Source organism: Legionella quateirensis (assembly GCF_001467955.1).
GTDB lineage: Bacteria > Pseudomonadota > Gammaproteobacteria > Legionellales > Legionellaceae > Legionella > Legionella quateirensis.
On the sequence record NZ_LNYR01000043.1, the window covers coordinates 43,594 to 70,380 of the forward strand.

Genomic DNA, 26,787 nt, shown 5'->3' on the forward strand with positions numbered 1-26,787 from the left:
TTATTACCATATGGATACGAATTTTTGATTCAGTCATTTTTGTCTTCCATAATTTAAACTTAATAAGTTCCAAGAGGTTAAGTAATCTATCTCTCTTTCGTTAAATTATTTTCCTTAGTAATTCGACGCTCCTGCCACAACAGATAAACTGAGGGAATCACAATTAAGGTCAGCACAGTAGCACTAACCATTCCTCCCACCATTGGTGTAGCAATACGTCGCATGACCTCTGAGCCTGTTCCTCCAAACATCATAATTGGCAGCAAACCACCAATAATAGCAGCAACAGTCATAAGCTTTGGTCGCAAACGAAGTAATGCCCCTTCAATCACTGCCAAGTGTAAGTCTTCTTGAGTCAGTTGTCGCTTTTCTCGTTGCGCCAATGCCTCTCGACGTTCAAGTGCATGATTAAGAAACACCAACATCACTACTCCAGTTTCAGCAGCAACACCGGCGAGCGCTATAAAACCAACGCCTACGGCCACCGACAAATGATAGCCTAATATATATAAGAGCCAAATACCTCCGATTAAAGCAAACGGCAAGGTGGCTAAGATGATAACCACTTCCGCCATGCGTCTAAAATTCAAGTAGAGCAATAAGGCAATGATAAAAAGAGTAACGGGAGCAACGACTTTTAAACGTTCTTTTGCACGCTCTAAATACTCGTATTGTCCTGACCAGGACAATGAATAACCCGCAGGTAATTTGAGCTTCTTACTGAGTACTTCTTGTGCTTCATTAACATAAGACGCTAAATCACGTCCGGTGATATCCACATAAATCCATCCGTTAAGCCGAGCATTCTCACTGCGAATCATGTCAGGACCTTCGGTAATATCAATACGGGCAATTTCACTCAAAGGAATCGTAGCCCCTGTTGCAGTCACAATGGGAAGCATCCGCAATCGCTGCAGTGAGTCGCGAATCTCGCGTGGATAGCGCAAATTAACAGGATAACGCTCACGCCCCTCTACCGTTTGAGTCACATTTTGCCCACCGATTGCCGTTTCAATCAGCTCCTGGATAGTCCCAATCGACAAACCATAGCGAGCGGCTTTAAGTCGATTAATATCAATGGTCACGTAACGACTGGAAGCTACACGCTCTGCATAAACTGAGGCCGTACCTGGAATTTGTTTTAATATCGTTTCAATTTCTTGACCAATTGATTGAATGGTTTTTAAATCAGCGCCAGCAACCTTAATACCAACGGGTGTTTTAATGCCGGTGGCTAACATGTCAATGCGCGTACGAATCGGCATCACCCAGGCATTGGATAAACCGGGTAATTTGACCCGTAAAGCGAGCTCTTCACGAATTTTCTCCAGGGTCATACCAGGGCGCCAGCTACTTTTTGGTTTAAATTGAATTGTGGTCTCCACCATAGACAATGGTGCGGGATCGGTTGCTGTTTCGGCTCTGCCTATTTTACCAAAAACTGTATCGACTTCAGGGACCGTGCGAATCAATTTATCTGTCTGTTGTAAAATACGCTGCGCTTCCCCAATAGATACTCCTGGAAAGGTGGTGGGCATATAGAGTAAATCCCCCTCATCTAAATCAGGCATAAATTCACCACCCAACCGAGTTATTGGCCAAAATCCTATGAGCAAGATGACACCTGCCAAAAGCAAGATAGTTTTTGGTCTTTTTAATACCACATCAATCGCTGGGCGATATATCGCTCTCAATGCGCGATTAAGCGGGTTTTCTTCTTCAGGCTTTATTTTACCGCGAATTAAATAGCCCATGAGCACAGGGACCAAGGTAATGGCAAGTACAGCTGAGGCCGCCATCGCATAGGTTTTGGTGTAGGCTAAGGGAGAAAATAATCGCCCTTCTTGAGCTTGCAATGTAAAAATCGGTAAAAAACTAAAGGTGATAATCAATAGCGAGAAAAATAAAGGCGGTCCCACTTCAAGAGCCGCTTGCTGGATAATGGGCCAACGGCTTTTGAGAGGGTCAAGTTCTTTTTCAAGATGCTTATGCGCATTTTCAATCATTACAATGGCGGCATCCACCATCGCGCCAATGGCAATGGCAATACCTCCTAACGACATGATGTTGGCATTAATGCCTTGCCCATACATGACCATGAAAGCCATAAGAATCCCCAGAGGCAAGCTAATGATAATAATAAGTGCTGAGCGAAAGTGAAATAAAAACACAATACAAATTAGGGAAACTACAATAAATTCTTCAATTAACTTATCGCGAAGTGTATGGATTGCGCGCAGAATTAAACTGGAACGATCATAGGTGGTAACCAGTTCCACGCCTTTTGGCAAACTCGATTTCAATTGCGCTAATTTGTTTTTGACATTGGCAATCGTCTCCATGGCATTTTGTCCATGACGCATCACAATAATGCCACCGACTACTTCACCTTCGCCATTTAATTCCGTGAGTCCGCGACGCATTTGTGGGCCTAATTGCACAAAAGCTATGTCTTTTAATAGAATAGGAACTCCATTTTTCCCCAATCCTACTGGCGTCTGCTCCATATCTTGAATGGACTTCATATATCCTTTAGCCCGTACCATGTATTCTGCTTCTCCCATTTCAATGGAAGAACCCCCGGCTTCTCTATTGCCGTTCTGAATGGCTGATTTAACTTGATCCAAAGTCAAGCCATAAGCGCGCAGTCGATTGGGATCTAAGATAATTTGATATTGCTTGACCATTCCTCCAGCTGTTGCCACTTCGGCAACCCCAGGTACTTTTTGCAGTTCATATTTTAGAAACCAATTTTGTAAACTGGTTAATTGCGCCAAATCATGAAGTCCAGTCTTATCCACTAAAGCATATTCATACACCCAGCCCACACCGGTAGCATCAGGACCCAATGCCATTTGTGCGCCTGTTGGAAGGCGGTTGGCAATTTGACTTAAATATTCCAATACGCGCGACCGGGCCCAATAGAGATCAGTACCGTCTTTAAAAATAATGTACACATAAGCCACCCCAAAACCCGATTCGCCTCGAACCGTTACAGCTCCTGGAACCGCTAACATGGCAGTTGTAAGCGGGTAAGTTACCTGATCTTCCACGACTTGAGGTGCTTGGCCTGGATAATCTACTTTAATAATAACCTGCACATCGGATAAATCAGGAATAGCATCCACCGCGGTATTGCTTAGAAAATAGGGGGCTGACAACAGAATAAGTGCCGTGGCTAATAAAATTAAAAAACGATTTTGTAGTGACCAGCGAATGATTCCCGCAATCATTTGTCCTTGTCCTTTTTCATCTTGATAATGACAAACTGATCATTTTCTTTTTTTAAAAAGAATTCGATCGTATCGCCCACTTTAAACTCATTAATCGAAATGGTTTTATCCACTAAAAAATCCATGGTCATAGCAGGCCAATTTAACTTAGGAATGGCATCATGCTGTAGGGTTATCAAGTGAGCCTGTGCATTGATTGATTTGATGATACCTCGACCTGCAATTGTTTGGGCTTGCGAAGGTGATGACTGGTTAGTTGATTTTTGAGGAGATTCAAGATGTTCTAACCCCACTTTCAAATTACTTTCTGAATCAATCAGGAACTGACCTGAAGTGACCACATGCTCGCCGACTTTAAGTCCGGAAAGAATTTCAATGCGATCTCCTGACTCAATTCCTGTAGTTACCGAACGCACCTGAAAACCACTTTTCTCTAAAGAGACAACCACCCGCGCCCCTTCACTGCTTCGAATGAGCGCTTCGAGTGGAATACTAAGAACATCTTGTTTTAATTCTGCTACTAAACTGATGCTAGCATACATATTAGGCTTTAAAAGACCCTCGGGGTTGTCAAACCAAAACCGCACCTTCAAGGTTCGTGTTTTAAGATCGACTTCAGGATAAATGTAGTCGACTTCTCCTTTCCAAATCGTTCCGGGAAATGCCGTTAATTGGGCTTGAGCCTTTTCTCCTGTTTTAACCCAATTGGCTTCTTCCTCAAACACCTCTGCAATCATCCAAACGTTGGATAAATCAACAATACTCATCATTTCTGTCTCTGGAGTCACATACATTCCTTCTCGCACGTTAAGCATGGTCACCACACCACCTTGATGTGGATAAATATCAATTAAATGACTTGATTGCCGTGTTTTTTTTAATTGTGCAATTTGCTCTTCTGGAATGTGAAATGTTTGTAGTTTTTGGAAAGACGCATTAATTAATGTTTGATTCTTGCTGTCAAGGGCAATTAAATATTCTTCCTGGGCATTCACTAATGTTGGCGAATACAATTGCAACACAACTTGTCCTTTTTTAACCACATCCCCCACTGCTTTCACCAATAGTTTTTTTACCCAACCATTTACATAAGTATGGATGTGACTGATGTTATTTTCGTTAGGCACCACATAGCCTACTGTTTCAATTTGTCGTGCTAAAGAGCCTTTAATCACAGGGGCTGTTCGAACACCTAAGTTATTGATTAGAGATGGTGAAATCTGAATCGTTGATGCCCCTTGCTCTTGGGTGTCTTCTGCATAAACAGGAGTTAGCTCCATTCCCATGCGTGATTTACCAGGTTTTGAGTAGTGGATGGTTGGCTCCATAGAATCAATCCAATAAATCGGTTTCTTTTTCGTAGCGGTTGTGCTGGCTCCTTTATTTATTATCGCTAAAGGGCTTAAGTAATAACCCATTATTACACCAAAAAGCAGAGCAAAACCTACTATGAATAAAGAGTATTTCTTCATTGAACCCTACCTTCTAAATATATGAGCATTGCGCGAGATTTAGCACGCTCCACGTGAAGTTGGATCGATTCCAACTGAATAGTTAGTTCATTACTATAGGCTCTTAATACACTGTTTAAATCAGCACTGATATTTTGATAAGCGATTAAAGAGGCTTTCGCATTTTGCCGAGATTCTGGAATCAGCTGTCTTTTATATACTGATTCGCGAGCTCCTATACGATTCCATATGGCATATTGCGTGTTGAGTACTTGTAATAAGTCACGATAGTGGATTTGCCGATCAAAGGTTGCAGCAGCCAATCGGCTATAAGCTGCTCGCATTTGCCTGTCTTGTCGATTGGCGGGAAAGAAGGGTAAATCAACCGTGACTTGTGCACCAACAAAATCAGAACGCGGTATTCCATCCGGCATGCGTCCTTGACGCTTAGCATAGCCAATATTTAACATCCATCCCGGTTTGTATTGCTCTGCTGCAAATGCCACCTCACTGTGTGCCGCTGTAATCGCAGCAGCATCGATATTTAATAGAGGATGTTGTGGTAGACATCCTTGTAATCGCTTAAGAGAAGGTACAGGCCATGAAGGTACAGAAAGTGCTAAAGGACGATAGGCCCCTCTTCCAACCCATCTTTCTAATTGAGCGCGCAGGACGCTGATTTGTTGCTGAATTTGAATCTCTTGATCATTAAACTTTGAAACTTCCAACTGTACTTGCAACACATCGGATTGATTTGTTTTACCCGATTGATATTGTGACGTGGTCACTTTAAATAAATTTTTATACAATAAACGATTAGCTTGTAAAATACGCAGCGCTTCGGTCCAGTAATAGAGTTCTAACCAAGTTTCTCGTACATTGCGAATTAACGTTAAGGCTTTTTCGTGCGCTTTTCTATGCTCCGCAAGCGCTAGCGCCCTGCTTTGTTTTGATTTCATGGACAAGGAACGACCACGAGCAAAAGTTTGCTGCAATCCTACTTGCTCCATCGTCATCTCATCTTGGGTAAAACTAAAAGAATTAGTAGGCAGATTGGCAATACCCGCTACCAACTGCGGATCGCTTAATTGACCATCAGCAATCGCTTGTTGTTGTAATGCCGCACTCGCTGCTTGAAAGCGGTGTAACTCAGGAGAAGTAGCAAGGGCTAGTGATTCTGCTTCAGATAAAGTAAGCTTTTTTTCCTGATTCATAGCCAATACAGGGAGACTTATGGTCAAAAAGGTAATTAGAATAATCCATCTAATGGGGCAATGTCGCTTCATGTGATATAGTCCACTCCCTAAGAATCTAAATGGATGAAGCAATTATAAATCATCCCCATAATAATTATTAATTCTAACACCATAAATTCTTTCATAACCACTAAACCAATACACCTTTAGTTACTTGATCCTGTTATTATGGGCTATAAAGCAGCTAAGAAAATGTCAAAACCTCACTAGCTATTTAATCTTATTGGATTAATCAATAGTCTCCCCCATATGGTGTTTATGATTCCATTACACCCCTAAAAAATCATTTAATCTTTGCTGTCTCCTAGTCAACATTATTAACCCTACGGCATAGATGAAGTGTCTTTTTGCATTCTGTTTGCAAGGTCGTATGGGAAATTTTGAATTGGCTTAATAATAATTGAACTTCATCCCTAACCAGTTCTTCTTTAAAACGAGAATCAATGAACAGGTGAGCTGTTAAGCTAATTTTATCGGTGGTAATAGCCCAGATATGTAAATCATGCACGTCTAAAATACCTTTTATAGACATTATTCGAGACTTAATTTGGTTAAAATCAATACCTGTAGGTACGCCTTCTAAAAGGATGTTGATAGTCTCTTTGAGAAGTATCCATGTGCGGGGCAATACCCACAAACCAATTAAAACAGCGATAGCTGAATCCACCCAGATCCAACCTGTGAAGCGAATTAAAAGTGCTGCAATGATCACTCCTACAGAGCCTAACATATCACTCCAGACCTCAAGATAAGCACTTTTTAAATTTAAATTTTTATCTTTGTCATGAGACAAAAAATACATCGATGCTAAATTAACAAGAAGACCAAGACTGGCAATAATTAACATCCCCATAGAATAGATTTCTGGAGGATGTTTTAAACGTTGATATGCTTCATATATAATGTAAAGAGCTACTATAAATAAAAGAGCGGCATTAAATGCAGCTGCTAAGATTTCAAATCGATAGTAACCAAAAGTACGGCGTGCATCAGCAGGTCGCGTACTTACACGAATAGCCATTAATGCAATAATTAACGCAGTAACATCAGTTAACATATGCGCAGCATCTGAGATTAATGCAAGACTACCCGTCAGAACACCGCCTATTACCTCAGCAATCAGAAAACCACCCGTTAACGAAAGAGCCCACCAAAGTGATTTTTCTCTCGAAACACCTTGATTACTAGGCTTAACTTTTTTGTCCATGAAGTCCTTCCTAACAAAGATATTTCAAATATCCCTCCCGAGTATCTAAAGACTTAGAGGTGCATTAAAACCAAATCTTTTATAGCATTCTAAACGAAACCCCATGTAAGAAAATGGCCGCAAAAATTAGAAAAATAAAAAGAACCATAATGAAATGCCGACTTTTTCTTTTTTTGAAAAAGAAAAGAGAAAGCCCACATAACACAATAACCACTGCAGACACAACGACTAAAAACCATGGATTAAGTTCCATCATCTTTTCCTTGTCTGATTAAATACCCTGGCTATTCTTTAGGTTCATGAACATGTCCACCATCACCACCAAATCCTCCTTGATATCCTTCTTCAGGATGAGCTGGAACAGGAGTATTTTTTGCACATGACATTAAACTGCACCCCAGTAAAAACACCCCAATCAACACAATAATTTTTTTAAATCCCATATTCATTTTAATAGTTCCTTTTTAATCGGTGCTTATTGAGCATAACATACTGAATATTAGTATGTATTCCCCCTTCTATTTGAAGGATATTAGGTCCCAACCCAACAATACATCATTTATTTTTAGTATATTCCTCCCAATAATTAATTATCTTAGTGACGTCGTTAATGTTCATAGGTTTTGCAAAGCAAGGATAGAGACTGTTTTTTAAAATTTTATGAGGTGATGCACTCAGTAATATTATGGGTGTCAGTTTATTACAGGTTGATTGTTCCCGGATCGTATCAATCAGCTCGTAACAATTGAATCCTTTATTAAGTTCAGCATCAATCAAAATTAAATGATACGTTTTTGATTCAACCAAAACTAAGGTGGATTCAACATCCAAGGCCATATCGACACAATGCCCTAATTGAATTATTTGAGAGCGAATGACGATACGTGCGCCGAGCGACGCTTCTGTGACTAGGAAATGCAATACACCATTCATACACCACCCCTCAATACTTGGTCTCTTTTGTACCATACCTTTCTATTTTTTTAATGCCTACACACTGCATGCCTTAAAGCACTACCAAATCCAAACATTTAAACTCACTCCTGAGTATTTTGCAGCCAGGAATACATCCCGGTGAAGTTCGGGCGAAATAGTGAGCGTCAATTGGCCTAATAAAGGTAATTCAGGCTCTTTAAATTGTTTCTCACAATTTTTTAGATAATTATCAATCGCGTCCATAAAGGCTTTTTTTAAATGATTAGCCCTAGTTGCCTGAAAAGTAATGACCGCTTGCGTATTAATTATTTCTCCAAAAAACAATTCATTGAGATCGTCAAATACCACATGTCCAATGTAGCCTTTATACTGCAACATAACGACCTCCTAACTCATCTAACAAGCGTACTATTTACGCCTTATAAATCACTTAATTAAAGGATGCGTGTCACTTTTAGCTAAAATGACTCTTTTTCATATAGCTTTTATGAGCGTTGAGCAATCGTAAACCATTGGCCACCACAATTAAACTGGCACCCATATCAGCAAATACAGCCATCCACAGAGTAGCTAATCCACCAAGAGCTAAAATAAAAAACACCACTTTGATCATCAGAGATAAGCTGATGTTTTGCCGTAGAATACGAGACGTTTTACGACTTAAGTGAATGTATAAAGGCAGCATCGCCAGATTATCATTCATTAAAGCGACATCGGCTGTTTCTAAAGCAGTATCAGTGCCTTTTCCCATAGCAAAACTTATCGTAGCTGCAGCTAAGGCTGGGGCATCATTAATTCCATCACCGACCATCCCTACTGCTTTATATTCCTTAAGAAGAAGACCAATAGCCTTCATTTTGTCTGTAGGTAACACATTTGCTTGTACTTCATCAATTCCTACAAGCGTTGCAATAGCACGAGCGGTAATGGCATTATCTCCGGTGAGCATCGCCGTTTTTATGCCTTGTTGATGCAAGGCTTCAATAGCCTTTTTACTGGTGGGACGAAGTGTATCTGCTACAGCAAAAATTGCCAAAACCTGAGTCTGATTGCTTAAGATCACAGTTGTTTTCCCTGCTTCTTCCAATCGTTCGAGCTCTTGTTCAACTCCCAAACTACATACTTCATTGTCCTCTGCTAGTTGATGATTACCGACATAGTAAAGTTCTTGGTCAATCAAGCCTTTAACACCACGTCCTGGCAAGGCGCTAAAGTGATCGATAAAGAGCATCTGTGCACCAGGTTGCTCTTGATTTAAATAGGCCACCAATGCGTTTGCTACGGGATGTTCAGAATGAGAGTCAAGACTTGCAGCCAAGAGTAATAACTCGTTCTTTGTATGGTTTTTATCATAAGCAATAAAATCAGTAACTACCGGTTTTCCTTCGGTTAATGTACCTGTTTTATCCAGGGCAATTAATTTTAAGCGATACCCATTCTCTAAATAACTTCCCCCTTTGATAAGTATTCCGCTCTTAGCGGCAGCGGCTAAACCACTTACCACGGTAACAGGTGTCGAGATAACTAAGGCACAAGGGCACGCAATGACCAGTAAGGTTAATGCTTTATAGATCCAATCATAAAAGGGATAGCCAAATACCAAGGGTGGGATGAGGGCGATTAAAACAGCAATGAGTACCATTATTGGGGTATAGTACCTCGCAAATTGATCGACAAATCGCTGAGTTGGCGCACGCTCACTTTGTGCTTGTTCAATCGCTTTGCCAATTTTCGCAAGAAGGGTATCCCCTGACGCGTTACTGACTTTGACTTCAAACGAACCATGTTCATTGAGTGTTCCGGCAAAAACACTATCCCCTATTCGCTTACTCACCGGCATTGACTCTCCAGTAATAGGCGCTTGATTCACCGTACTTTGACCTGAAATCAAATGACCATCGAGAGGAATACGCTCACCAGGTTTCACTCTAAATACGGCACCAGGTCGAACTTCTGTGACGAGAAGTGTTTGCCATTGGCCATTCTCCATTTTAACAAGAGCTACCTCTGGAGCAATTTCCATTAAACTTCGAATTGCCTGACGTGCCTTATCTAAGGAATAACGCTCAATACGTTCGGCAAGTGCGAATAAAACAGTCACCATTGCAGCCTCGGGCCATGCACCAATAAAGGCAGCACCCGTTATGGCAATTAACATTAGGCTGTTAATGTTCATCGCTTTCGTACGTAAAGCAATCCACCCTTTTTTAATGGTTGCAGGACCACTTAACGCGATAGCTAATAAGGCAGGAACAAGGACCCAAATGGATAGTTCTGATGAAAGATAATAGGCAGCTGATTCTGAAAAAAGTGCAAAAAATCCAGCAATGCCAATGGCACCCCAAGACGCATCAATACCAAAACGCTTACCCTCTTGGTTTGACACACTGCTACTTTTAGAACGAACGCTCATACCCAGACTTTCAATTTTTTGCTGGATGGGTTCAATGGTGGGTAAAGAATGGTGTACGGTTACTTCTTCCGCGATGAAGTTAAAATCTAATTGTTTTATTTCAGGTATCGTTTGTAATTGCTTTCTGATTAATTGTTCCTCAGAAGGACAATCAAGTCCTGCAACAAAAAAGGTCGTTAAGGTTAAAGGTGCGGTCATAGTTCACACTCCCAAATAGGCCTTATTACGCCAATTAAGATCGGCACCACTCTATTCTCAAAGAGGTGTTTCATTAGAGGCATATTAACTGTCCTTCTCTTCGGTAAAGTGCTTTAGCATGTCATCTAAAATACAGCGTACATGCGCATCATAAATACGGTAATAAATGTGTTTGCCTTCTCGGTTAGCAACCAGCAGTCGCGCCGAACGAAGTAAACTCAAATGATGACTGGTTAGTGGTACCGATAAGTGTAATTGTTGTGCCAGTTCAGAAACAGACTTAGCACCTTCTAAACACGTCACCAACAGTCTTAAGCGATTAGGCTCACCCATTAAATGTAAAATATCACTTAGCGTTATAATTTGATCGGGTGTTAGCATAATGACTTAAACAGTTAAACAAGTATTTAACTATTACTATAGCTAAATACCGTGTTTTGTCAAATTCACTCTGGCTTTTTTTGTGGACTGAGTTGCCCTTTTTTACGGCGGTCATGAAACATGAAATATAGTCCTGGTAAAACCAACAGGGTCAGAAAAGTGGATGAAATAATCCCACCAATAACTACTGTTGCCAAAGGACGTTGCACCTCAGAACCGGTACCTGTTGCAAGTGCCATGGGCACAAAACCTAAGGATGCCACTAACGCGGTCATCAACACGGGGCGAAGTCGTGCTAGTGAGCCTTGCAATACTGCATCTTTTAAATAAAACTTTTTTTGTTCCCGCAATTTATTAATAAAGGTAATCATAACCAAGCCATTGAGTACCGCAACACCCGATAAAGCAATAAATCCTACACCTGCTGAAATGGATAAAGGAATATCGCGTACCCATAAAGCAATAATTCCACCTGTTAAGGCCAAAGGTATACCCGTGAACACTAATAAGGCATTTTTAACCGTTCCAAAACTCATAAAAAGGAGTAAGAAAATCCCGATTAAAGTAATCGGCACTACAATTTGTAGGCGTTGCGTGGCGGATTGTAATTGTTCAAACTGGCCTCCCCAGGTAATCCAATAACCACTAGGGATTTTGACATTTTGTTCAATTTTTTGTTTTGCTTCATTCACAAAAGAACTTAAGTCACGATTTCTCACATTAGAACTGACCACAATCCGGCGCTTACCACTTTCACGACTTATTTGATTAGGGCTTTCACTTCGAACAAAAGAGGCGACCTCATTTAAGGGTATAAAATGACGCTCTCCATCTTTTGAGATCGGCAGAGGAATAAATATTTGTCGCAATACATTAGGATCTGAACGCATGGATTCTGGAAGGCGAACGATTAAATCAAATCGCTTATCTCCTTCAAACAACTCCCCGCCCTTTTTACCGCCGGTCGCAATAACAATGGCATCTTGTACACTACTGATTTGTAATCCATAGCGCGCTAACGACTCACGGTTAATCGTCACAGTTAAAAGAGGCAAGCCGCTCACCTGTTCAACCTTTACATCAGCAGCACCGGGAACTTTTTTTAATTGAGCGCTTATGGATTCAGCAATTTTTAACAAAACATCCATATCATCACCAAATACTTTTACAGCCACATCACTTCGAACGCCTGAAATCAGCTCATTAAAGCGCATTTGAATGGGCTGTGTGAATTCATAATTGTTCCCTGGCACCTGCTGGACTGCTTGCTCAATTTCTTGCACTAATTCTTGTTTTGTTTTTTTAGGGTTAGGCCAATTCTTACGCGGTTTTAACATGATAAAGGTATCTGCCACATTCGGGGGCATGGGATCAGTGGCTACTTCCGCCGTACCTAGTTTTCCAAACACAGATTGTACTTCAGGAAATTCTTTTACTCGTTGTTCTACTAAATCTTGCATGGTAAGCGCTTGAGTTAAACTGGTGCCTGGGATCCGCATCGCATGCATTGCGATGTCTCCCTCATCAAGACTGGGAATAAATTCTCCACCTAAACGAAAAGCCAGGAAAAGACTTACTGCGACTAAAAGTAATGCAGCCCCCAAGACTACACGTCGAGCATGAAAACAGCGCCTTAATACAACGGCATACCCAAGGCTTAGATGATGCACTAACCAATTTTCTTTTTCTTGGATGCGACCATTTAAAAAGATAGCAACTGCTGCAGGAACAAATGTTAAGGCAAAGAGCATGGACGCTAACAGTGCAATAATGACCGTTTCTGCCATAGGCAGAAACATTTTACCTTCAACGCCGGTCAAGGTTAAAATGGGTAAATAAACCACGGTAATAATGAATACGCCGAATATGCTGGGTCTAATGACTTCTGTTGTTGCATAGGAGATGACTTTTAAACGCTCTTCAAGATTTAAAATGCGGTTTAGAGTATGTTGGTGTTCCCCTAAATGTTTGATGCAATTTTCAACTATAATCACTGCGCCATCCACGATCAAACCAAAATCCAGCGCCCCTAAACTCATTAAATTGGCACTGATTTTGTTCTCAACCATCCCCGTGATTGTCAGCAACATCGATAAAGGAATAACCATAGCGGTAATTAAAGCCGCGCGGACGTTACCTAAAAAGATAAACAGAATCACACAGACTAATAACGCCCCTTCCAGTAAATTTTTCTTGACTGTATTAATCGTTGCATTTACTAATAAGGTTCTGTTGTAGACTGTCACCGCCTCAACACCAGAAGGAAGAGATTTATTAATTTCCTTCATTTTGGCAGCCACGCGTTCAGACACCGTTCTACTGTTTTCACCCATCAACATAAATACCGTGCCTAAAACGACTTCCTTTCCATTCTCAGTCGCAGCGCCAGTACGTAATTCTTTTCCTATAGCCACCTCAGCTACATCGCGTATACGAACTGGAGTTCCTTCAAAACTTGCAATAACAATGTTCTCTATATCGGTACTATTTTGTACCTGGCCGGGAACACGAATTAAATTTTGCTCGCCATTTGTTTCAATATACCCAGCACCCACATTGGCATTATTGCGCTCCAAAGCCTCAACGACATCATTTAAACTCAATCGATAACGCACCAGTTTCATGGGATCGGGCGTGATGTGAAATTGCTTTTCATATCCTCCAATGGTATTAACCTCTGCAACGCCTTCAACATTGCGTAATTGCGGCTTAATAATCCAATCTTGAATGGTACGCAGCTCCGTGGGATTATGGCGTTGGCTGACAGGAACATTCGCCTGATTGGTCACGGTATACATAAAAATCTCGCCAAGACCGGTAGAAATGGGTCCAAGCGTTGTTTCCACCTCAGGAGGTAATTTGTTTTTCACCTCTTGCAAGCGTTCATTAATGAGCTGCCGTGCAAAATAAATATTGGTGCCGTCTTTAAAGACTACGGTCACCTGAGATAATCCATAACGTGATAAAGAACGGGTGTAACTAAGACTTGGCAATCCACTCATGGCCAATTCAATGGGAAAAGTAATACGTTGCTCCACCTCAAATGGAGAATATCCAGAAGCCTGAGTATTAATTTGTACTTGCACGTTCGTGATATCAGGCACGGCATCGATAGGGAGACGTTGAAAGTTATAAACCCCAAGACCGGCAATAGCTGCAGTAAACAACAACACAAACCAACGGTGTTTCAGCGAAAACCGAATAATTTTCTCAAGCATTATTGATCCTTAGTGCTCATGGCTTGCGCCATCTTTACCTAGTTCAGCTTTCATAAAGAAACTGTTCTTACTTACATAGCGTTGGCCTGCGTCAAGACCTGATACTACCTCTGCCCACTCGTCATCTTTTTGTCCTATAGTTACAGGAGTCGCTTCAAAATAATCGCCTTGTTGTACAAAAACCACCTCGCGTTCATCAAGGCGCTGAATGGCAGAAAGAAGTACTGCAACTGGCACTTCTTTTTCTTTAATCGTGATGGCTGCATTCACATACATTCCTGGTAACCAAGCACGAGTTTCATTTGGGATAACCGCGCGAGCTAAGGTAGTCTGACTGTCTTCAATCCCTAAAGGAGCAATGTAGGAAATGGTGCTCGTGGCTTGGGGCTTGCCTTCATCACCCCTCACGGTGACTTCCATGCCAGGCTTTATCAAAGGAGCCTCTTTACGATATAAGGTAAAGTCCGCCCACACATTAGCCAGGTTAGCCACTTCAAAAATAGGCTTTGTGTTTTGTGCCAACTCACCATTGGTCGCATACTTTTGTACAATAGTCCCAGTCATCGGTGCGCTAATCGTGTAATTTTGCAAGCTCTCATTACTTTCTATCGTGACTAAAACCTCTCCTTTGGTCACCTCATCACCCAGATTTTTATTGATGGTTTTGATAATACCTGAATAACGTGCATAAATAGGAGTAAGGGTATCGCGGTTGGGAACAATTTTACCGACTACCTTTAGTTGCGTTTTAATCGTTTGGCTTTGCGCGACTTCTGTTTGGATGTCCGCGGCTTTTAAAACGGGCTGAGGAATCTTAACACGCCCTTCCGCAGTCTCATAATGCCAGGTGATGTCCTGTCCCTTGATGTTTAAGTTTATCCTTACTTCAAATGAATGGGGTTCACGAATCACTTCATTACTTTGTAAAAAATCCTCAACAGGCGTGAAATTAATGGTTTCTTTTTTTCCAGAAAAGCGAGTTAACGTGACGTTAAGTTGCGCTTTATCTGGTGACATTACTTCTCCATTCTCATAAAGGTAGGCACGAAAATGGGGAGGCATACCCCGTTCAAAAATTAAAAGCTCCATGGCCAATGAATCTTTTTTAAACAAACGACCGCCCTGTGGTCCTTTTTCTATGGCCTCTTCATGTCCCTTACCTTCCCCGGCGATTGGTGCATCGTCTGCCCACCCATAAACTGCACACATAATGGTGAGTATAATAATGAACGGTTTTAAAAATTTCATTTGCTCTCCTTGGGATTATCCTGCCCCAAAAGTCCTGTAATTTGAATTAAGGATTTATGATAATCGGCATGGGCTTGTTGATAATGTCGTTCTTCTTCATACAAAGCATTTAAAGCCACAGATAATTCAATGTAGGTATAACGACCCATTTGATACCCTTCTTGAGCAAGTTTTATGGATTTACGTGCCAAGGGCAACAACGATTTAGTCACCAGTTGTGCTTCGTAATTATTTTGTTGCGCTTGTAGAAAGGAGGCGTAGAGATTTTGGCGCACTGCCAATTGAGTTCCTCGATATTCATGGGCAGTTTGAGTGTATTGAGCTTCTGCAGTGAGGATTTTTCCTTGATTTCTATCATATACAGGAACCTGGGCAAAAGCTGAAGCAACAGCGGCATTACTGCCATCATCTGAAAAATGTCGGCCACCCAGTTGGATGTTCAAATCAGGCCATACTGATTTTTTTACTGAAGTAATGGTTGCGCGTTTGGCTTGTAACAAAAGTTTCATTTGAAGCAACTGCGGACTTCCTCCAATGTTCTTTGATAATTGCGGCCAGCTCCATAAGGTAGCTGGCAGTCCTTTATCTACTAATACATTATCTATACGAAAGTCAGTTCCTAATAACCGTGCCAATTTTGCCCGCTGTAATAAGGACTCGCGCCCCGCTTTATTCTCCTGAATCTTAGCTTCACCCAATCGTACCTGGGCTAATCGTAAGTCTAATTCAGCTCCAGCTCCAGCGGTTACACGCCGTTCTATAGCAGATACTATGTCTTGGTTTAATTTTATTAATTTCTTGGTGACAAGATGCCATTGAGAAGCATACAATGCATCCACGTAGGCCATACCTACAGCGACATACAATACTGTTTTTTGCACATTAATACTGGCCAGAGAAGCTAAATAATCTGCATAAGTTGCTTTTTTTAGGTACTGTAACCGATGGCCTAAAGGAATGGGTTGTGTTATAGAAAGTGTCGTTTCTGCAGCTTCATAACTGCTGTATGCGCCTGAGCCACCAAAATTTTCTGCAGTCAGTGTCACTTGAGGGTTAGGATAAAGCCCGCTTTGAATGAAATAACCACGCATAGCATGGGCTTTGTCAATTTCTGCTTGCAAATCTGGATTACTTTGATAGGCTTGATTCAAAGCCTCTTTAAATGTTAGTGGGTTAGCTGCCATCACTTCGTTGAAAACCAAGATGAACAAAACCGTAAATATCCCTTTTATGAAATAAAGCATTCCTTACCTTCAATAAATGTCTGTAATAACAATCTCCTTTTAAGTTTACTCTTAAATAGATTAATTATACAGTCCTGCGATTTATTCTTTAAAATCATTTAAAAACCTAAAGATACATGTTAAAACCAATACATTGATCATCAAATTAATGCTTTATTATAAGAGACTCTGCTATGTTGATTCGCTTTATGGGCTTAATTCTTTTGATACATACCTCTCTCGTGATTGCCAAGCCCTTGACAGTAGGAATTGTTTCTTATGATCCCCCATTTACTGTTCGCGCGGATAAAGATCATTATTTTGGTTTTGATATAGAGCTTATGAGCACTCTATGTACTGAAATGAAAACCCAATGCCAGTTTAAACCCATGCCCTTTAATCAACTCTTTACACAATTAAATAAAGGAACCATCGATTTAGCCATTGCTGCAATTATTATAACCGATGAGCGACAAAAACAATTTACGTTTAGTCTTCCCTATTTAGTAAGTAACGCACGTTTTATTACAACATTAAAAAACTCAATTACTTCGATGGATGATTTCAATAAAAAAAATGTGGGCGTTATACAAGGAAGTATTTTTAAACAATGGATTACTCTTAAGTTGCCAGGAATATCCATTACAGAATACCCTACAACCGACCAATTAATTAGCGCATTAAACAAAAATGAAGTAGATGGTGTTTTAATGGACGATTTTTCTGCTGATTATTGGATTATCAATAATCAGCACTCATTTATAGGGATTGGAGAACCATTGCTCATAGGAACAGGGTATGGAATTATGGCAAAAAATGGCTCTGTGACACTCATCAAAAGAGTAAATAAAGCGCTTAAGAACATTACCAATAATGACATTTATATTGCTTTATATAAGAAATATTTTCATACCATTCCAACACACTGATTTTATTAAATGATTAAATTAAACAAATTAAGGATAGCCACATGAGATTTTTTAAAATAATAAATACAATAAGTATGGTTATTGTACTTCTCATGCTCTTATTTTCTTGCTCTTCATCTCGTGATAATACAAACACCAGTAACGACACTCAGAAGAGTCCAGGAGGAGGTTATCATCCTCATGGTCACCCAAGGCATTAAATTAATTAAAATTAAATATTCTCTCTTTGGAGATCACCTATGAACGCGACACGCTTAAGCCTGAAGATGCTATTAACCAAAAGTACGAACGTTTTATTTCTTTTTTTATTCTTCATGTCTTTAGCATTAGCAAATGAACATCCTGTTTCTCAAGTGATTATCCCTAAAACCATTCCAGAAATTTTTCAAGAAATAGACGAATATAATGTAGCTCTTTATAACATGCTTGAGAACAATCAGTTAAATGAGGTGCATTATCATGTTTTTGCTCTTGTTGAGTTGGTAAACGCACTCCCTAATTTAAGCCAAAATGTATCTCCAGCCCAATTTAAAATACTTCAAAACAACATTGCTGCTATCAAAAAACTGGCTACTCAAATGGATGAAAGCAGTGATGCTAATGACTATAAAGCCACTCAAACCTATTTTAAAGAACTACGAAGTATTTTAGATAAACTCCACGCCTATTATGCCATTAAAAAACATACTCAATAGCACAAAGCAATGAAATCTTTAATGAATTTTCTTTTGTTGACTCTAATTCCATCTATACTTGAATCAATTCCATTAATAAAAGAAAGATAATGAGCGTTTTGTTACATCATAGCATCCTTGCTATAAGCAGCGTTATGTTCACTATAGGAATAATAATGCTAATTCTCGCCAATGGAAGTTCTGGAAATACAATGAGGCGAATGGGGCTTTTTCTTTCTGGTTTTTCATTAATTGCCTTTACCCTCTTTTTCTTTCTTGATGTGCTTCAAGTGAATACATAACTTCTAATCAAAATCTTATAAGGAATGAAACCCTATTTTAAGTCAAACCGAGGCAATTCATTAATAAATTGAATCCTTCTTAAATCAATGTATAGTTGGGTTTCAGGGATTGCAATACTTATTAAATCTACTACAAAAATCAATAGGGGATGATTTGTTATGATAAGCCATCAACATCAGAGGAAAAGCAACGGGTTTAAAAAATTTCATATTTGCTTTTGGATTGTACCTCTTATGGTTTTGTTAGTTATCACTAAATTTTTTATCCATCGTTTCGATTTAGAATTTGTTGCAGTTAGTCCTCTTTTTACCAGCACGATGGCCGGTGCCATTTTTATTATCAGTATTTTACTTGCTGGAATTTTGGCAGACTTTAAAGAAGCCGAAAAATTTCCAGCAGAAATAAGAGCCACTCTTGAAAACATATTGGAAGAAGCGACCCTTTTTTATCAAAAAAATAATGACTTTGATTTAAAAAAAATTCATGCCAGAATTCACAAAATAGTTCAACTTTTTTTTAAAGGAATAGATCACGAAGGAGATCACCACGATTTAAATCCTTGCTTACATTCTATCAACCAATTGGCATCTTCCTTCGCAGAGATGGAACAATTAGGTATGCCTCCTAATTTTCTTGTGCGATTAAAAACAGAACAAGGCACATTGCGAAAAATAATATTACGAATATATCAAATTCAAAGAACTCAATTCATTCCCTCTGTACATATTCTGGCTGAATCATTAATAGGCTTTCTCACCTTATTTCTTCTGTTCTTAAAGACTGAAGGCTCTCCGGAATCATTTATACTGTTTGGCTTCATTGCCTATTTTTTCCTCTATATAGGACGACTCATCAGAGTATTAGAAAAACCTTTTAGAGAGGGACATGAAACCATGGACGATGTGAGTCTTTTTCTCCTCCGAGAGATGAAAAATTAAACTGGCATCCCTATTAACAAATGATTTAGAGTTCCTTGGAAGAACCCCATACTTTGTATTCATTTTTGATTACAATACGGTATCATTTTTATGATTAAGCCCGGATGAAAAACAAGGTGAAAACCTACTAAACCAATATCCTTCTCTTTCTAGACAACCAGAGCATTTACCGTTAATTCTGGCCAAAGAAGAGCAAACAAGTGATGCGGTTAGTGAGGTAATAGCGCATCAATTCAACGATACCGATGATATTTTAATCCATCGGGTGATAAACTACCTGAGCGACCTGCTTTATGAAACCATCAACGCATATTATTTTAAGAATAAATGTTAATTAGAATCCACTCATCTCCCCTTAACAAAAACCATTAGGAGTCTGTTAATGAATTCTCTTTCTTTAACTGTTCCTGTTTTTTTAAATAAATTTCCTGCCTGTTGACAGTCACCTGTTTAGGTGCATCAATTCCCAGTTTAAAATGTCCCTGTTCATGGGTTTTAAACGGGGTAATCACCACCTTTTGATTATTTTCCAGGATAATAATTAAATCCGATTCAAAGGCTACAGTTCTTATTTCCATGTTGGCTTACTCGTTTAGTTGAAAATAATTGCCAAAAAAGGCATTTATTGATGGGTTTTCCCTATACAGATATTAATATGAAGCCATATGCCTATTCAAACACAGTCTTCAAAGAAGAATAGCCCCTGTTATACTACAGCAACCATCGAAGTTCCATAGGTAGAGACGGCCAAAAATGGAGGTTCTTTTTTAATTGCATAAAACCCATTCATGCTTGGCTTAATTTCATTACTTACCTCCTACACCTCACTGGATTGTTCTGCATCCAGTTGCTCCAGACGAATAATCTGTTGTTCCTGCCTGTCTAACAATTTGCGATACCTTTGATTACTTTGTTCTAATTGTTCGCTATTGTCTGTATTTTGACTCTGATGATTATCAAGAAGGAAACTGCTTGCTGTATAAACAATTGCTGTAACAATACTGAGTGTAATGAGGGCTACAAGATTTGCCATGAGTCCAATCAACAAAAGAGGAACGGTAAGCACAACACCTGCAGTAATTTTTTGCCATAAAGGGATTTTATTCCACAAATTGGCAGCCCTCGATAATAGACTTGGATTTTGGTTCATCGCTTGAATCAATTGATTCAGATCTACCTTGATTTTTTGTATTTTATTCTGAGTCGTTACAATCTTCTCAAAACGTTCTTTATCTTTTTTTGTTTTCTGAGCAAGCGTGACCTGTTCCATGTCTTCTGATTGATGGATATCAGAAGCCAACTCAAGTTCCACTTTTTGATACGACATGATTCTTCCTTACAACGAATGGGTTATCCATTTTTTTTAAATCGAAATGGTGTCACATGATTATCAGATTAAGCTTAAGATAAGCATGGTGACGGGAAACCTCTTAATTATTAAGTTAATTACCAGCACCTTTTTTACGTATTGGATTGATGTGTATCTGCGGTTTTTGAGGCAACGTATAAAAACCGTGAAAATAAGGTCTTAAGGTTGCTTATTGAGTGGGGAAATTGATTTTTAATTTTTAGAATGTTACTCATTACCACGTTTCCTTAATTTGGTTAGAAACAACAATCAACCGAGTGCTTTTCCTTCGAACGGTTAAATCTTGATCATTCTATCGAATAAATTGTGTTCAGTCATTCTTTTTTTAGTGACTCACTATTCTTGATGATCGTGCAGTTTTTAGGTTACCTGAATGGATGCTTTTTAGGGTCCCACCAACCACCAAGAGGTTCGTTTTCATCGAAATACTCATGCACTTTTTTAAAGGAATATTGAGACAATTGTTCATATTCTGATTGGGGTAACAGCATATAGTCTTCTTCGTCATCGATAATAGAGTTCAGCATCACTCCAACCAGGTGGCATCCATGCCATTTTGCACGGATAGTGCGATTTTTTCTTTTGGTGTTTTTATGACACCGTGCGGCAAAGGACTTCACTTCATCGTTCAAGAAGGCATCAAGGTAATGAAAGGTTTTGTAGGCCAGCTGAACATGGTTTGGGTGACCTGCAAACACGGTCGGTTGTCTATTTCCTGCGGTGATGGAGGCAGTGGTGCAGCCAAAGATGTATCCTAAAAGAAAAATCAGTTCATCTGCGTAATCATCCATAGTCAGATTGCCTACGTTAAACCCCTTACTGATCTCAAAGAGTTCAGGATTAAACTTTTGAGAAAAGAGCTGTTGATTTAAAAGTTCCTGACGGATTAAAAGCAGATGTGGTCCAATCTGGTGGCAATTGTCTTCGGTGAGGTAATAGTTAATCGTTTTATTAAAGGTGTCCAGTAGTTTTTCGTCTGGTTTTTTAATAGTAAGACGCTCAATATATTTGCGGTATTTTTTATAGGACTCATTGCTTCTAAAATCATAGCCCTCGGGTTTACGTGGCCATTCGCGTACTTCTTCAAAATCAAAGAAATCAAACTCAGTGTCTGAATTTTCCTCATCAGATGACTCATCGAGCTCATCACCAAACAATGAAATGACATTGGTGTTGCCAAGAGTTACGGATGTCATCACGGAGCTTTGCGAACCAATTGGATTTTGATTGATGTTGCTAGGTGTTAATGTGGCTGTGTTCAACGTGTTGATTAATGGTCTAATTGATTCATTATTTTTGTCTTGCAGTAAGGTACAGCCATCAATTATCACCTGTGAGAGACTGACATTTTTTTGATGTGCGAGGTCTTTTAATGAGTTATAAGCTTCATCACTGATGGTGATGGTACGCAATGTTTTCTCGACCAGATACTTTTTTTGATTCAGAGCACGATAACAGCGACTAAAGGCTTGAGGATCTATGAATTCATCAAGCCATAATTGAAACAGGTGTACTGTTTCTTCATCATGCGCCGTGTTTTTGAGTTCAGCAAAGGCCTGAATTGCCTGTATTCTCACCGAATTGTTCGTTTCTTCACTCATAAATCGATTATTTTGAATGGCACGTTCAAAATAGTGGTAACAGGATACATAATCATCCAGGGATACTTTGCGTTTTTTATTGGCCATATTTTATAATGCTCTATTAATTATAGAGGGCAGTTTATTGATAACCATTGAATTTATCAATAGTTGATACATTAGATATTTTTAAGTTAGGTTTTACACCCGCTTGTATTTACCATCTGTTGATACATTTCTTTTATCGATTACTTTTTAAATTAACTAGTACTCTCATTGAGTACACTTTCGCCTTGTTCTTAAGTCCTTATAGGTATTGCCTTAATTCAATCTATTCACATGGTTATCCCCTAAAAATGTGGATAAATGGATGTTCTTATTTTGTCCATCTGCCTTTGATTTTGGAGCTTAGGAGCATTTAATAGAGATGAGCGAAGCGAATTCATTTAAAGCAGGTTAAAAGAAAGATTTAGATTTGTGCCTCGTCATTCATCGCTCAGTCGCAAAAATAAAAATAACGGAGTATTTTATTAAGAACAATGAGGAACGGAGCGAGCTTGCGAGTGAGTAGTCATTGTTCTTAATAAAATGCGGAGTTATCTTTTATTGCGACTGAGCGATGAGTGATGAGGCAATCGATCTTTAATTATTGCTTTGTTTGTTTTTTTATTTGATTATTGGCCATAGGCCAATTCCTTTTAATAAGATGAAATGATTGATGAGCGTAGCGAATTCCTTATTATTAATTATCCACAAGAATATTCTGTGGATAATATTCAAGAAGGTTTAAACGGGACTATAAGTAAGAGCAGACACTTAAAAGCTATTCTATAAGACACTTAAATTTCATTATGACAAAATATATACAGTGGGTTTTATTAAAAATGGTGATTTATTCCATGTAATTCACATGTTTTGCAGGTAATAAACGCTCTTTTCCTACTCTAATTATAGATAATATAAAAAAATTAGAGTTTGTGAGGCATTTTGATAGTGTTGGGGGTATAGAGAGGCATCTCTAATAACAAAGGTAAGGGTATTGAAGTAGGTTGCAGCGCCCTATTCCCGCAATTTGTGGCGGCGCTCAAGGGATTCTCTTCGTCTGCGTTCTTTTTCTCGCACCTGCTCTTCAGTTTTCTGCTCAGACTTAAGTATGTCTTTCATCACATCAATATGGGTTTTAGCATTCCCTTTGGGAGCTATAAAATCAAGAATGTTACGTACGGCAGCCTGAGACTCCTGGGCATTGGCAATAAAGGTGCTTCGCTTCTTATTAAGCCGTTTACGCGCAAGAGCGCGTTGTGCAGACAGCGCCTGCAGATTAATGTTGCATGCTTTAAAAAAGGCGGGCGTTAGGCACTTCACGGCAGCAAGACCAATAAAGCGCTCTTTACCCGCATCCACTTTAACATCAAAACGCTCAATCATTTTTAAATAGCCTGCACGTACCAGTAATTTAATGGCGCGTTGTGCGCGCTTTAAACCAATTCCGGCCTTATCAGCAAGAAATTCAATGGTAAGGGAGCGGAACCCTTCACTTGCATGAGGCACACCTACCCGAAGACTTGCAAGTTCGGTGTAATGTAATAAAACCTGAGCTATACTCGCCAAAGCTTCACGTGCCTCAGATCGCTGCTGGCGCGTTGAATTGCGGCGCATACGGATTTCTTTAAAATAGGATGTGGGTAGCCCATAGTAACGCCGCCAGGCATCAATCGCCCAGATAATTATTTTGGGGCGATCCTTATGTTCCTGTGGCTTTTGAAAAAAACGCGGGGACTCAGGATCATGGCCGCACCAGTTACCCTGACGCACCACCCCTGCCCTTCTAGAGCTGTAGTTTATGCCTGTTGATTCCTTTATGAAATCAATGCAATCCATCACTAACGCACTTTCTTGCATGCGTGTAATATCCTTAGCGGTAGCTAATTGTTGACTAATCAATTACTTAACGCTAAGATATATTTGTTCAGGTTATACTTTAGCGTTAACCGGAAAGCCCGCGTCAACGGGCTTTTTTTTTGCCTTTTTTAAATCATTAATAGAAAGTTATCGTTTATTATTTAACCCGTCAACTCCTTTTTTTTGTATAACCAATTGAAATATAGCATTTTTTTATGTTTTATTGGTTCACAATTGGTTCACATAAATGCTTATAAAATGGTTCACTATTGGTTCACATAGCACCAAGAAATTTACCTAAATGTATTTTATATTTCCCACCAGCAATGGTTCACAAACAGTTCACTAATTTGTCATTTAAATGGTTCACAATTAACACGACGCAATCACGAGCAATGGTTCACAAACGGTTCACCAAATTATGATATTGTCCTTTATTTAATTGGATAGAGAACATATGTTGAGCCATGCCGTTCGATTTACAATTGGTTCACAATTAGTTCACAAAAAAAGATGTTTAATGGTTCACAACTAAATTAAATAAGCATCAAATGTAATTCAACATTCAGGCCAAATAGTCCCTAGTATAGGTTCACAATTGGTTCACAATCAGGGATGTTTAATGGTTCACAATAGGTACACAAAAACGCCTTTTACATATATAAAATTTTTTTTATATGTTTTAACTACTTTATCATTGACCTACATAAATGAGTATGTAATTGTATGTATTAACTGTATAAAAACAAAAAAACATACAAGGCATAAATAATGGAACAAACAAGCTGGACTAACTCAGACATACGTAAATTATTTAAAATGGATAACCGCTTTAAATCCGTTCAAACATTATACAATGCTGAAGATCGAGGCGAAATACCAATAGCAAAAAGAGAAGCCCGGGGGAAGGTTTCAACTAGAGTATGGGGATTAGAACAACTCCCTGAAATCGGAAAAAGATTTGGTTTTTTAAAGCCACCCGCACAACAAAAAATATTATGTAAGTATATGCAAAAAGGAGGCGTGTATAAAACGACTTCCAGCTATAATGAGGCACGCACTCTAGCACTTAATGGTATAAAGACAATATTAATAGGATTAGATCCTGAGTGCTCTGTTTCAGATATCATAATTCCTCAACAAGAACTTAATAGACTTGATGATTTTGAACAAGGAAAAGGCTTATTTCATTTTTTCGTTGAAAATACACCATTAGAAGAAATAATTCGCCCAACGTCTTTACCCACCCTCGACTTTATACCTGAAACACACGATTTAGTTAAATTAAACAAGTGGATGTCTTTTGAAAAACGTCGTGAATATATCTTCCAAGATAAATTAATACCGCTTCTCTCTAAATATGATGTCATCATCTTTGATAACAGCCCCACATGGAATCATCTCGTAGAAAATTCCATTTTGGTTTCATCATCAGTTGTTATGCCATTAGGATGCAGTCTTCTTGCTTATAATGCTTCTTCGACTAATATGCAAAACATTTGGGACTTTCAAGACGTTATGAAGCTAACAGACCAAGGAATAATCATGTTTAGTACTGCGCTTGAAAGAAGCTCACTTAGTCAACAAATAAATGCAACGTATCTGAGTCGTTATGTAGACTATATGATTACTACACCAATACGTAAATCTGTAAAATGGGAAGAAGCTCTAATGTCTAAACAAACCATATTAGAATACGCTCTTGGTTCCTCTCAAGCAGAAGAATACTACCATCTGATATCTGAATTATGGGGTAGAGTTAATAACAACGAACTTAGCTTCGTCGATCTTTTGCTAACTAACGAGCTAGAGGCTATCTGATGGCTATAAAAAAGGGAGCGTTCGAATTATATACTCAGGAAAGAAAACTGCCAGAAAAAAGGGTAAAAAGCCCCGCCAAAGCAAGCCATTTTTTTGATGATATTTATGCCAAAGATAACGGTTCACAATTGGTACACGAGCAAAGCCTCATCCAACAAACAGTACCAGTTGCAAACCCATCGGTTCATGCGAACCCCGTATCAAATCACAATACAGATAATGGTTCACAATCGGTTCACGAGCAAAGCCTCATCCAACAAACAGTACCAGTTGCAAACCCATCAGTTCATTCGAACCCCGTATCAAATCACAATACAGATAATGGTTCACAATCGGTTCACGAGCAAAGCCTCATCCAACAAACAGTACCAGTTGCAAACCCATCGGTTCATGCGAACTCCGTGTTAAATCACAATACAGATAATGATTCACAATCGGTTCACGAGCAAAGCCTCATCCAACAAACAGTACCAGTTGCAAACCCATCGGTTCATGCGAACTCCGTGT

General features: G+C 39.3%; 22 protein-coding genes. 6 read left to right on the forward strand and 16 right to left on the reverse strand.

Features of this window, described 5'->3' with window-relative positions; translation table 11 throughout:
• Positions 1 to 86: 86 nt before the first annotated feature.
• The 12 genes from Lqua_RS14965 to Lqua_RS15015 all read right to left on the reverse strand — a co-directional run bounded on the left by Lqua_RS14965 (position 87) and on the right by Lqua_RS15015 (position 16,785).
• Entirely contained in the window at positions 87 to 3,233 is a 3,147-nt protein-coding gene (locus Lqua_RS14965; protein ID WP_058475090.1) for an efflux RND transporter permease subunit, read from the reverse strand.
• Positions 3,230 to 4,705 (reverse strand): efflux RND transporter periplasmic adaptor subunit, encoded by a 1,476-nt coding sequence (locus Lqua_RS14970; protein ID WP_065240191.1) that lies wholly within the window; start codon positions 4,703 to 4,705, stop codon positions 3,230 to 3,232. The genes Lqua_RS14965 and Lqua_RS14970 overlap by 4 nt, the downstream gene beginning before the upstream one ends.
• Positions 4,702 to 5,970, reverse strand: a complete 1,269-nt coding sequence (locus Lqua_RS14975) for a TolC family protein (RefSeq protein ID WP_058475091.1) — start codon at positions 5,968 to 5,970, stop codon at positions 4,702 to 4,704. Before Lqua_RS14975 ends, Lqua_RS14970 begins: the two co-directional genes overlap by 4 nt.
• A gap of 274 nt (positions 5,971 to 6,244) precedes the next feature.
• Positions 6,245 to 7,147, reverse strand: coding sequence for a cation diffusion facilitator family transporter (locus Lqua_RS14980; RefSeq protein WP_058475092.1), 903 nt, complete (start codon positions 7,145 to 7,147; stop codon positions 6,245 to 6,247).
• Between the two features lie 284 nt (positions 7,148 to 7,431).
• Positions 7,432 to 7,596 carry a hypothetical protein gene (locus Lqua_RS18465; protein ID WP_165483196.1) on the reverse strand — a complete coding sequence of 55 codons (165 nt, stop codon included), beginning with the start codon at positions 7,594 to 7,596 and terminating at the stop codon, positions 7,432 to 7,434.
• A gap of 106 nt (positions 7,597 to 7,702) precedes the next feature.
• On the reverse strand, positions 7,703 to 8,080 hold the full coding sequence (locus Lqua_RS14985) for a hybrid sensor histidine kinase/response regulator (RefSeq protein WP_058475093.1): 378 nt from the start codon (positions 8,078 to 8,080) through the stop codon (positions 7,703 to 7,705).
• A gap of 81 nt (positions 8,081 to 8,161) precedes the next feature.
• Positions 8,162 to 8,461: a type II toxin-antitoxin system HicB family antitoxin gene (locus Lqua_RS14990; protein WP_058475094.1), complete on the reverse strand. Its 300-nt coding sequence runs from the start codon at positions 8,459 to 8,461 to the stop codon at positions 8,162 to 8,164.
• Positions 8,462 to 8,537: 76 nt separating this feature from the next.
• Positions 8,538 to 10,694, reverse strand: coding sequence for a heavy metal translocating P-type ATPase (locus Lqua_RS14995; RefSeq protein WP_058475095.1), 2,157 nt, complete (start codon positions 10,692 to 10,694; stop codon positions 8,538 to 8,540).
• Between the two features lie 84 nt (positions 10,695 to 10,778).
• Entirely contained in the window at positions 10,779 to 11,075 is a 297-nt protein-coding gene (locus tag Lqua_RS15000) for an ArsR/SmtB family transcription factor (protein WP_058475096.1), read from the reverse strand.
• A 65-nt stretch (positions 11,076 to 11,140) separates the two neighbouring features.
• Positions 11,141 to 14,293: an efflux RND transporter permease subunit gene (locus Lqua_RS15005; protein ID WP_058475097.1), complete on the reverse strand. Its 3,153-nt coding sequence runs from the start codon at positions 14,291 to 14,293 to the stop codon at positions 11,141 to 11,143.
• Between the two features lie 9 nt (positions 14,294 to 14,302).
• The gene (locus tag Lqua_RS15010; protein ID WP_058475098.1) at positions 14,303 to 15,541 is read right to left on the reverse strand and encodes an efflux RND transporter periplasmic adaptor subunit; all 1,239 of its coding nucleotides are present in this window, start codon (positions 15,539 to 15,541) and stop codon (positions 14,303 to 14,305) included.
• Positions 15,538 to 16,785, reverse strand: coding sequence for a TolC family protein (locus Lqua_RS15015; RefSeq protein ID WP_058475099.1), 1,248 nt, complete (start codon positions 16,783 to 16,785; stop codon positions 15,538 to 15,540). The genes Lqua_RS15010 and Lqua_RS15015 overlap by 4 nt, the downstream gene beginning before the upstream one ends.
• A 173-nt stretch (positions 16,786 to 16,958) precedes the next feature.
• Between Lqua_RS15015 and Lqua_RS15020 the strand changes: the two genes are divergently transcribed.
• The 4 genes from Lqua_RS15020 (at position 16,959) to Lqua_RS15030 (ending at position 19,608) form a co-directional block, all read left to right on the forward strand.
• On the forward strand, positions 16,959 to 17,693 hold the full coding sequence (locus tag Lqua_RS15020) for a transporter substrate-binding domain-containing protein (RefSeq protein ID WP_238585594.1): 735 nt from the start codon (positions 16,959 to 16,961) through the stop codon (positions 17,691 to 17,693).
• A gap of 239 nt (positions 17,694 to 17,932) precedes the next feature.
• Positions 17,933 to 18,388 (forward strand): hypothetical protein, encoded by a 456-nt coding sequence (locus Lqua_RS15025; RefSeq protein ID WP_058475100.1) that lies wholly within the window; start codon positions 17,933 to 17,935, stop codon positions 18,386 to 18,388.
• Positions 18,389 to 18,477: 89 nt separating this feature from the next.
• Positions 18,478 to 18,669, forward strand: a complete 192-nt coding sequence (locus Lqua_RS18270) for a hypothetical protein (protein WP_133141094.1) — start codon at positions 18,478 to 18,480, stop codon at positions 18,667 to 18,669.
• 234 nt (positions 18,670 to 18,903) lie between these two features.
• On the forward strand, positions 18,904 to 19,608 hold the full coding sequence (locus Lqua_RS15030; RefSeq protein ID WP_238585595.1) for a hypothetical protein: 705 nt from the start codon (positions 18,904 to 18,906) through the stop codon (positions 19,606 to 19,608).
• Positions 19,609 to 19,976: 368 nt separating this feature from the next.
• On the opposite strand, the gene Lqua_RS15035 is transcribed toward Lqua_RS15030, so the two are convergent.
• From Lqua_RS15035 to Lqua_RS15050, 4 genes are all read right to left on the reverse strand, one after another.
• Positions 19,977 to 20,186 (reverse strand): carbon storage regulator, encoded by a 210-nt coding sequence (locus Lqua_RS15035; RefSeq protein ID WP_058475102.1) that lies wholly within the window; start codon positions 20,184 to 20,186, stop codon positions 19,977 to 19,979.
• Positions 20,187 to 20,425: 239 nt separating this feature from the next.
• Positions 20,426 to 20,935, reverse strand: a complete 510-nt coding sequence (locus tag Lqua_RS15040) for a hypothetical protein (protein WP_058475103.1) — start codon at positions 20,933 to 20,935, stop codon at positions 20,426 to 20,428.
• A 407-nt stretch (positions 20,936 to 21,342) separates the two neighbouring features.
• Positions 21,343 to 22,665: a DUF7168 domain-containing protein gene (locus Lqua_RS15045; protein ID WP_058475104.1), complete on the reverse strand. Its 1,323-nt coding sequence runs from the start codon at positions 22,663 to 22,665 to the stop codon at positions 21,343 to 21,345.
• Between the two features lie 951 nt (positions 22,666 to 23,616).
• Positions 23,617 to 24,459, reverse strand: coding sequence for a hypothetical protein (locus Lqua_RS15050; protein WP_058475105.1), 843 nt, complete (start codon positions 24,457 to 24,459; stop codon positions 23,617 to 23,619).
• A 771-nt stretch (positions 24,460 to 25,230) separates the two neighbouring features.
• Between Lqua_RS15050 and Lqua_RS15055 the strand changes: the two genes are divergently transcribed.
• Both Lqua_RS15055 and Lqua_RS15060 read left to right on the forward strand, forming a co-directional pair.
• Complete coding sequence (locus Lqua_RS15055; RefSeq protein WP_058475106.1) at positions 25,231 to 26,280, forward strand: ParA family protein; 1,050 nt, start codon at positions 25,231 to 25,233, stop codon at positions 26,278 to 26,280.
• On the forward strand, positions 26,280 to 26,787 hold a 508-nt coding region (locus tag Lqua_RS15060), incomplete at its 3' end, for a hypothetical protein (protein ID WP_058475107.1). The genes Lqua_RS15055 and Lqua_RS15060, both read left to right, overlap by 1 nt.

Coding starts and splice junctions, on each gene's coding strand:
- Lqua_RS14965 (WP_058475090.1), bottom strand. CDS start 3,233: ATGATTGCGGGAATCATTCGCTGGTCACTACAAAATCGTTTTTTAATT.
- Lqua_RS14970 (WP_065240191.1), bottom strand. CDS start 4,705: ATGAAGAAATACTCTTTATTCATAGTAGGTTTTGCTCTGCTTTTTGGT.
- Lqua_RS14975 (WP_058475091.1), bottom strand. CDS start 5,970: ATGAAGCGACATTGCCCCATTAGATGGATTATTCTAATTACCTTTTTG.
- Lqua_RS14980 (WP_058475092.1), bottom strand. CDS start 7,147: ATGGACAAAAAAGTTAAGCCTAGTAATCAAGGTGTTTCGAGAGAAAAA.
- Lqua_RS18465 (WP_165483196.1), bottom strand. CDS start 7,596: ATGAATATGGGATTTAAAAAAATTATTGTGTTGATTGGGGTGTTTTTA.
- Lqua_RS14985 (WP_058475093.1), bottom strand. CDS start 8,080: ATGAATGGTGTATTGCATTTCCTAGTCACAGAAGCGTCGCTCGGCGCA.
- Lqua_RS14990 (WP_058475094.1), bottom strand. CDS start 8,461: ATGTTGCAGTATAAAGGCTACATTGGACATGTGGTATTTGACGATCTC.
- Lqua_RS14995 (WP_058475095.1), bottom strand. CDS start 10,694: ATGACCGCACCTTTAACCTTAACGACCTTTTTTGTTGCAGGACTTGAT.
- Lqua_RS15000 (WP_058475096.1), bottom strand. CDS start 11,075: ATGCTAACACCCGATCAAATTATAACGCTAAGTGATATTTTACATTTA.
- Lqua_RS15005 (WP_058475097.1), bottom strand. CDS start 14,293: ATGCTTGAGAAAATTATTCGGTTTTCGCTGAAACACCGTTGGTTTGTG.
- Lqua_RS15010 (WP_058475098.1), bottom strand. CDS start 15,541: ATGAAATTTTTAAAACCGTTCATTATTATACTCACCATTATGTGTGCA.
- Lqua_RS15015 (WP_058475099.1), bottom strand. CDS start 16,785: ATGCTTTATTTCATAAAAGGGATATTTACGGTTTTGTTCATCTTGGTT.
- Lqua_RS15020 (WP_238585594.1), top strand. CDS start 16,959: ATGTTGATTCGCTTTATGGGCTTAATTCTTTTGATACATACCTCTCTC.
- Lqua_RS15025 (WP_058475100.1), top strand. CDS start 17,933: ATGAACGCGACACGCTTAAGCCTGAAGATGCTATTAACCAAAAGTACG.
- Lqua_RS18270 (WP_133141094.1), top strand. CDS start 18,478: ATGAGCGTTTTGTTACATCATAGCATCCTTGCTATAAGCAGCGTTATG.
- Lqua_RS15030 (WP_238585595.1), top strand. CDS start 18,904: ATGGTTTTGTTAGTTATCACTAAATTTTTTATCCATCGTTTCGATTTA.
- Lqua_RS15035 (WP_058475102.1), bottom strand. CDS start 20,186: ATGGAAATAAGAACTGTAGCCTTTGAATCGGATTTAATTATTATCCTG.
- Lqua_RS15040 (WP_058475103.1), bottom strand. CDS start 20,935: ATGTCGTATCAAAAAGTGGAACTTGAGTTGGCTTCTGATATCCATCAA.
- Lqua_RS15045 (WP_058475104.1), bottom strand. CDS start 22,665: ATGGCCAATAAAAAACGCAAAGTATCCCTGGATGATTATGTATCCTGT.
- Lqua_RS15050 (WP_058475105.1), bottom strand. CDS start 24,459: ATGCAAGAAAGTGCGTTAGTGATGGATTGCATTGATTTCATAAAGGAA.
- Lqua_RS15055 (WP_058475106.1), top strand. CDS start 25,231: ATGGAACAAACAAGCTGGACTAACTCAGACATACGTAAATTATTTAAA.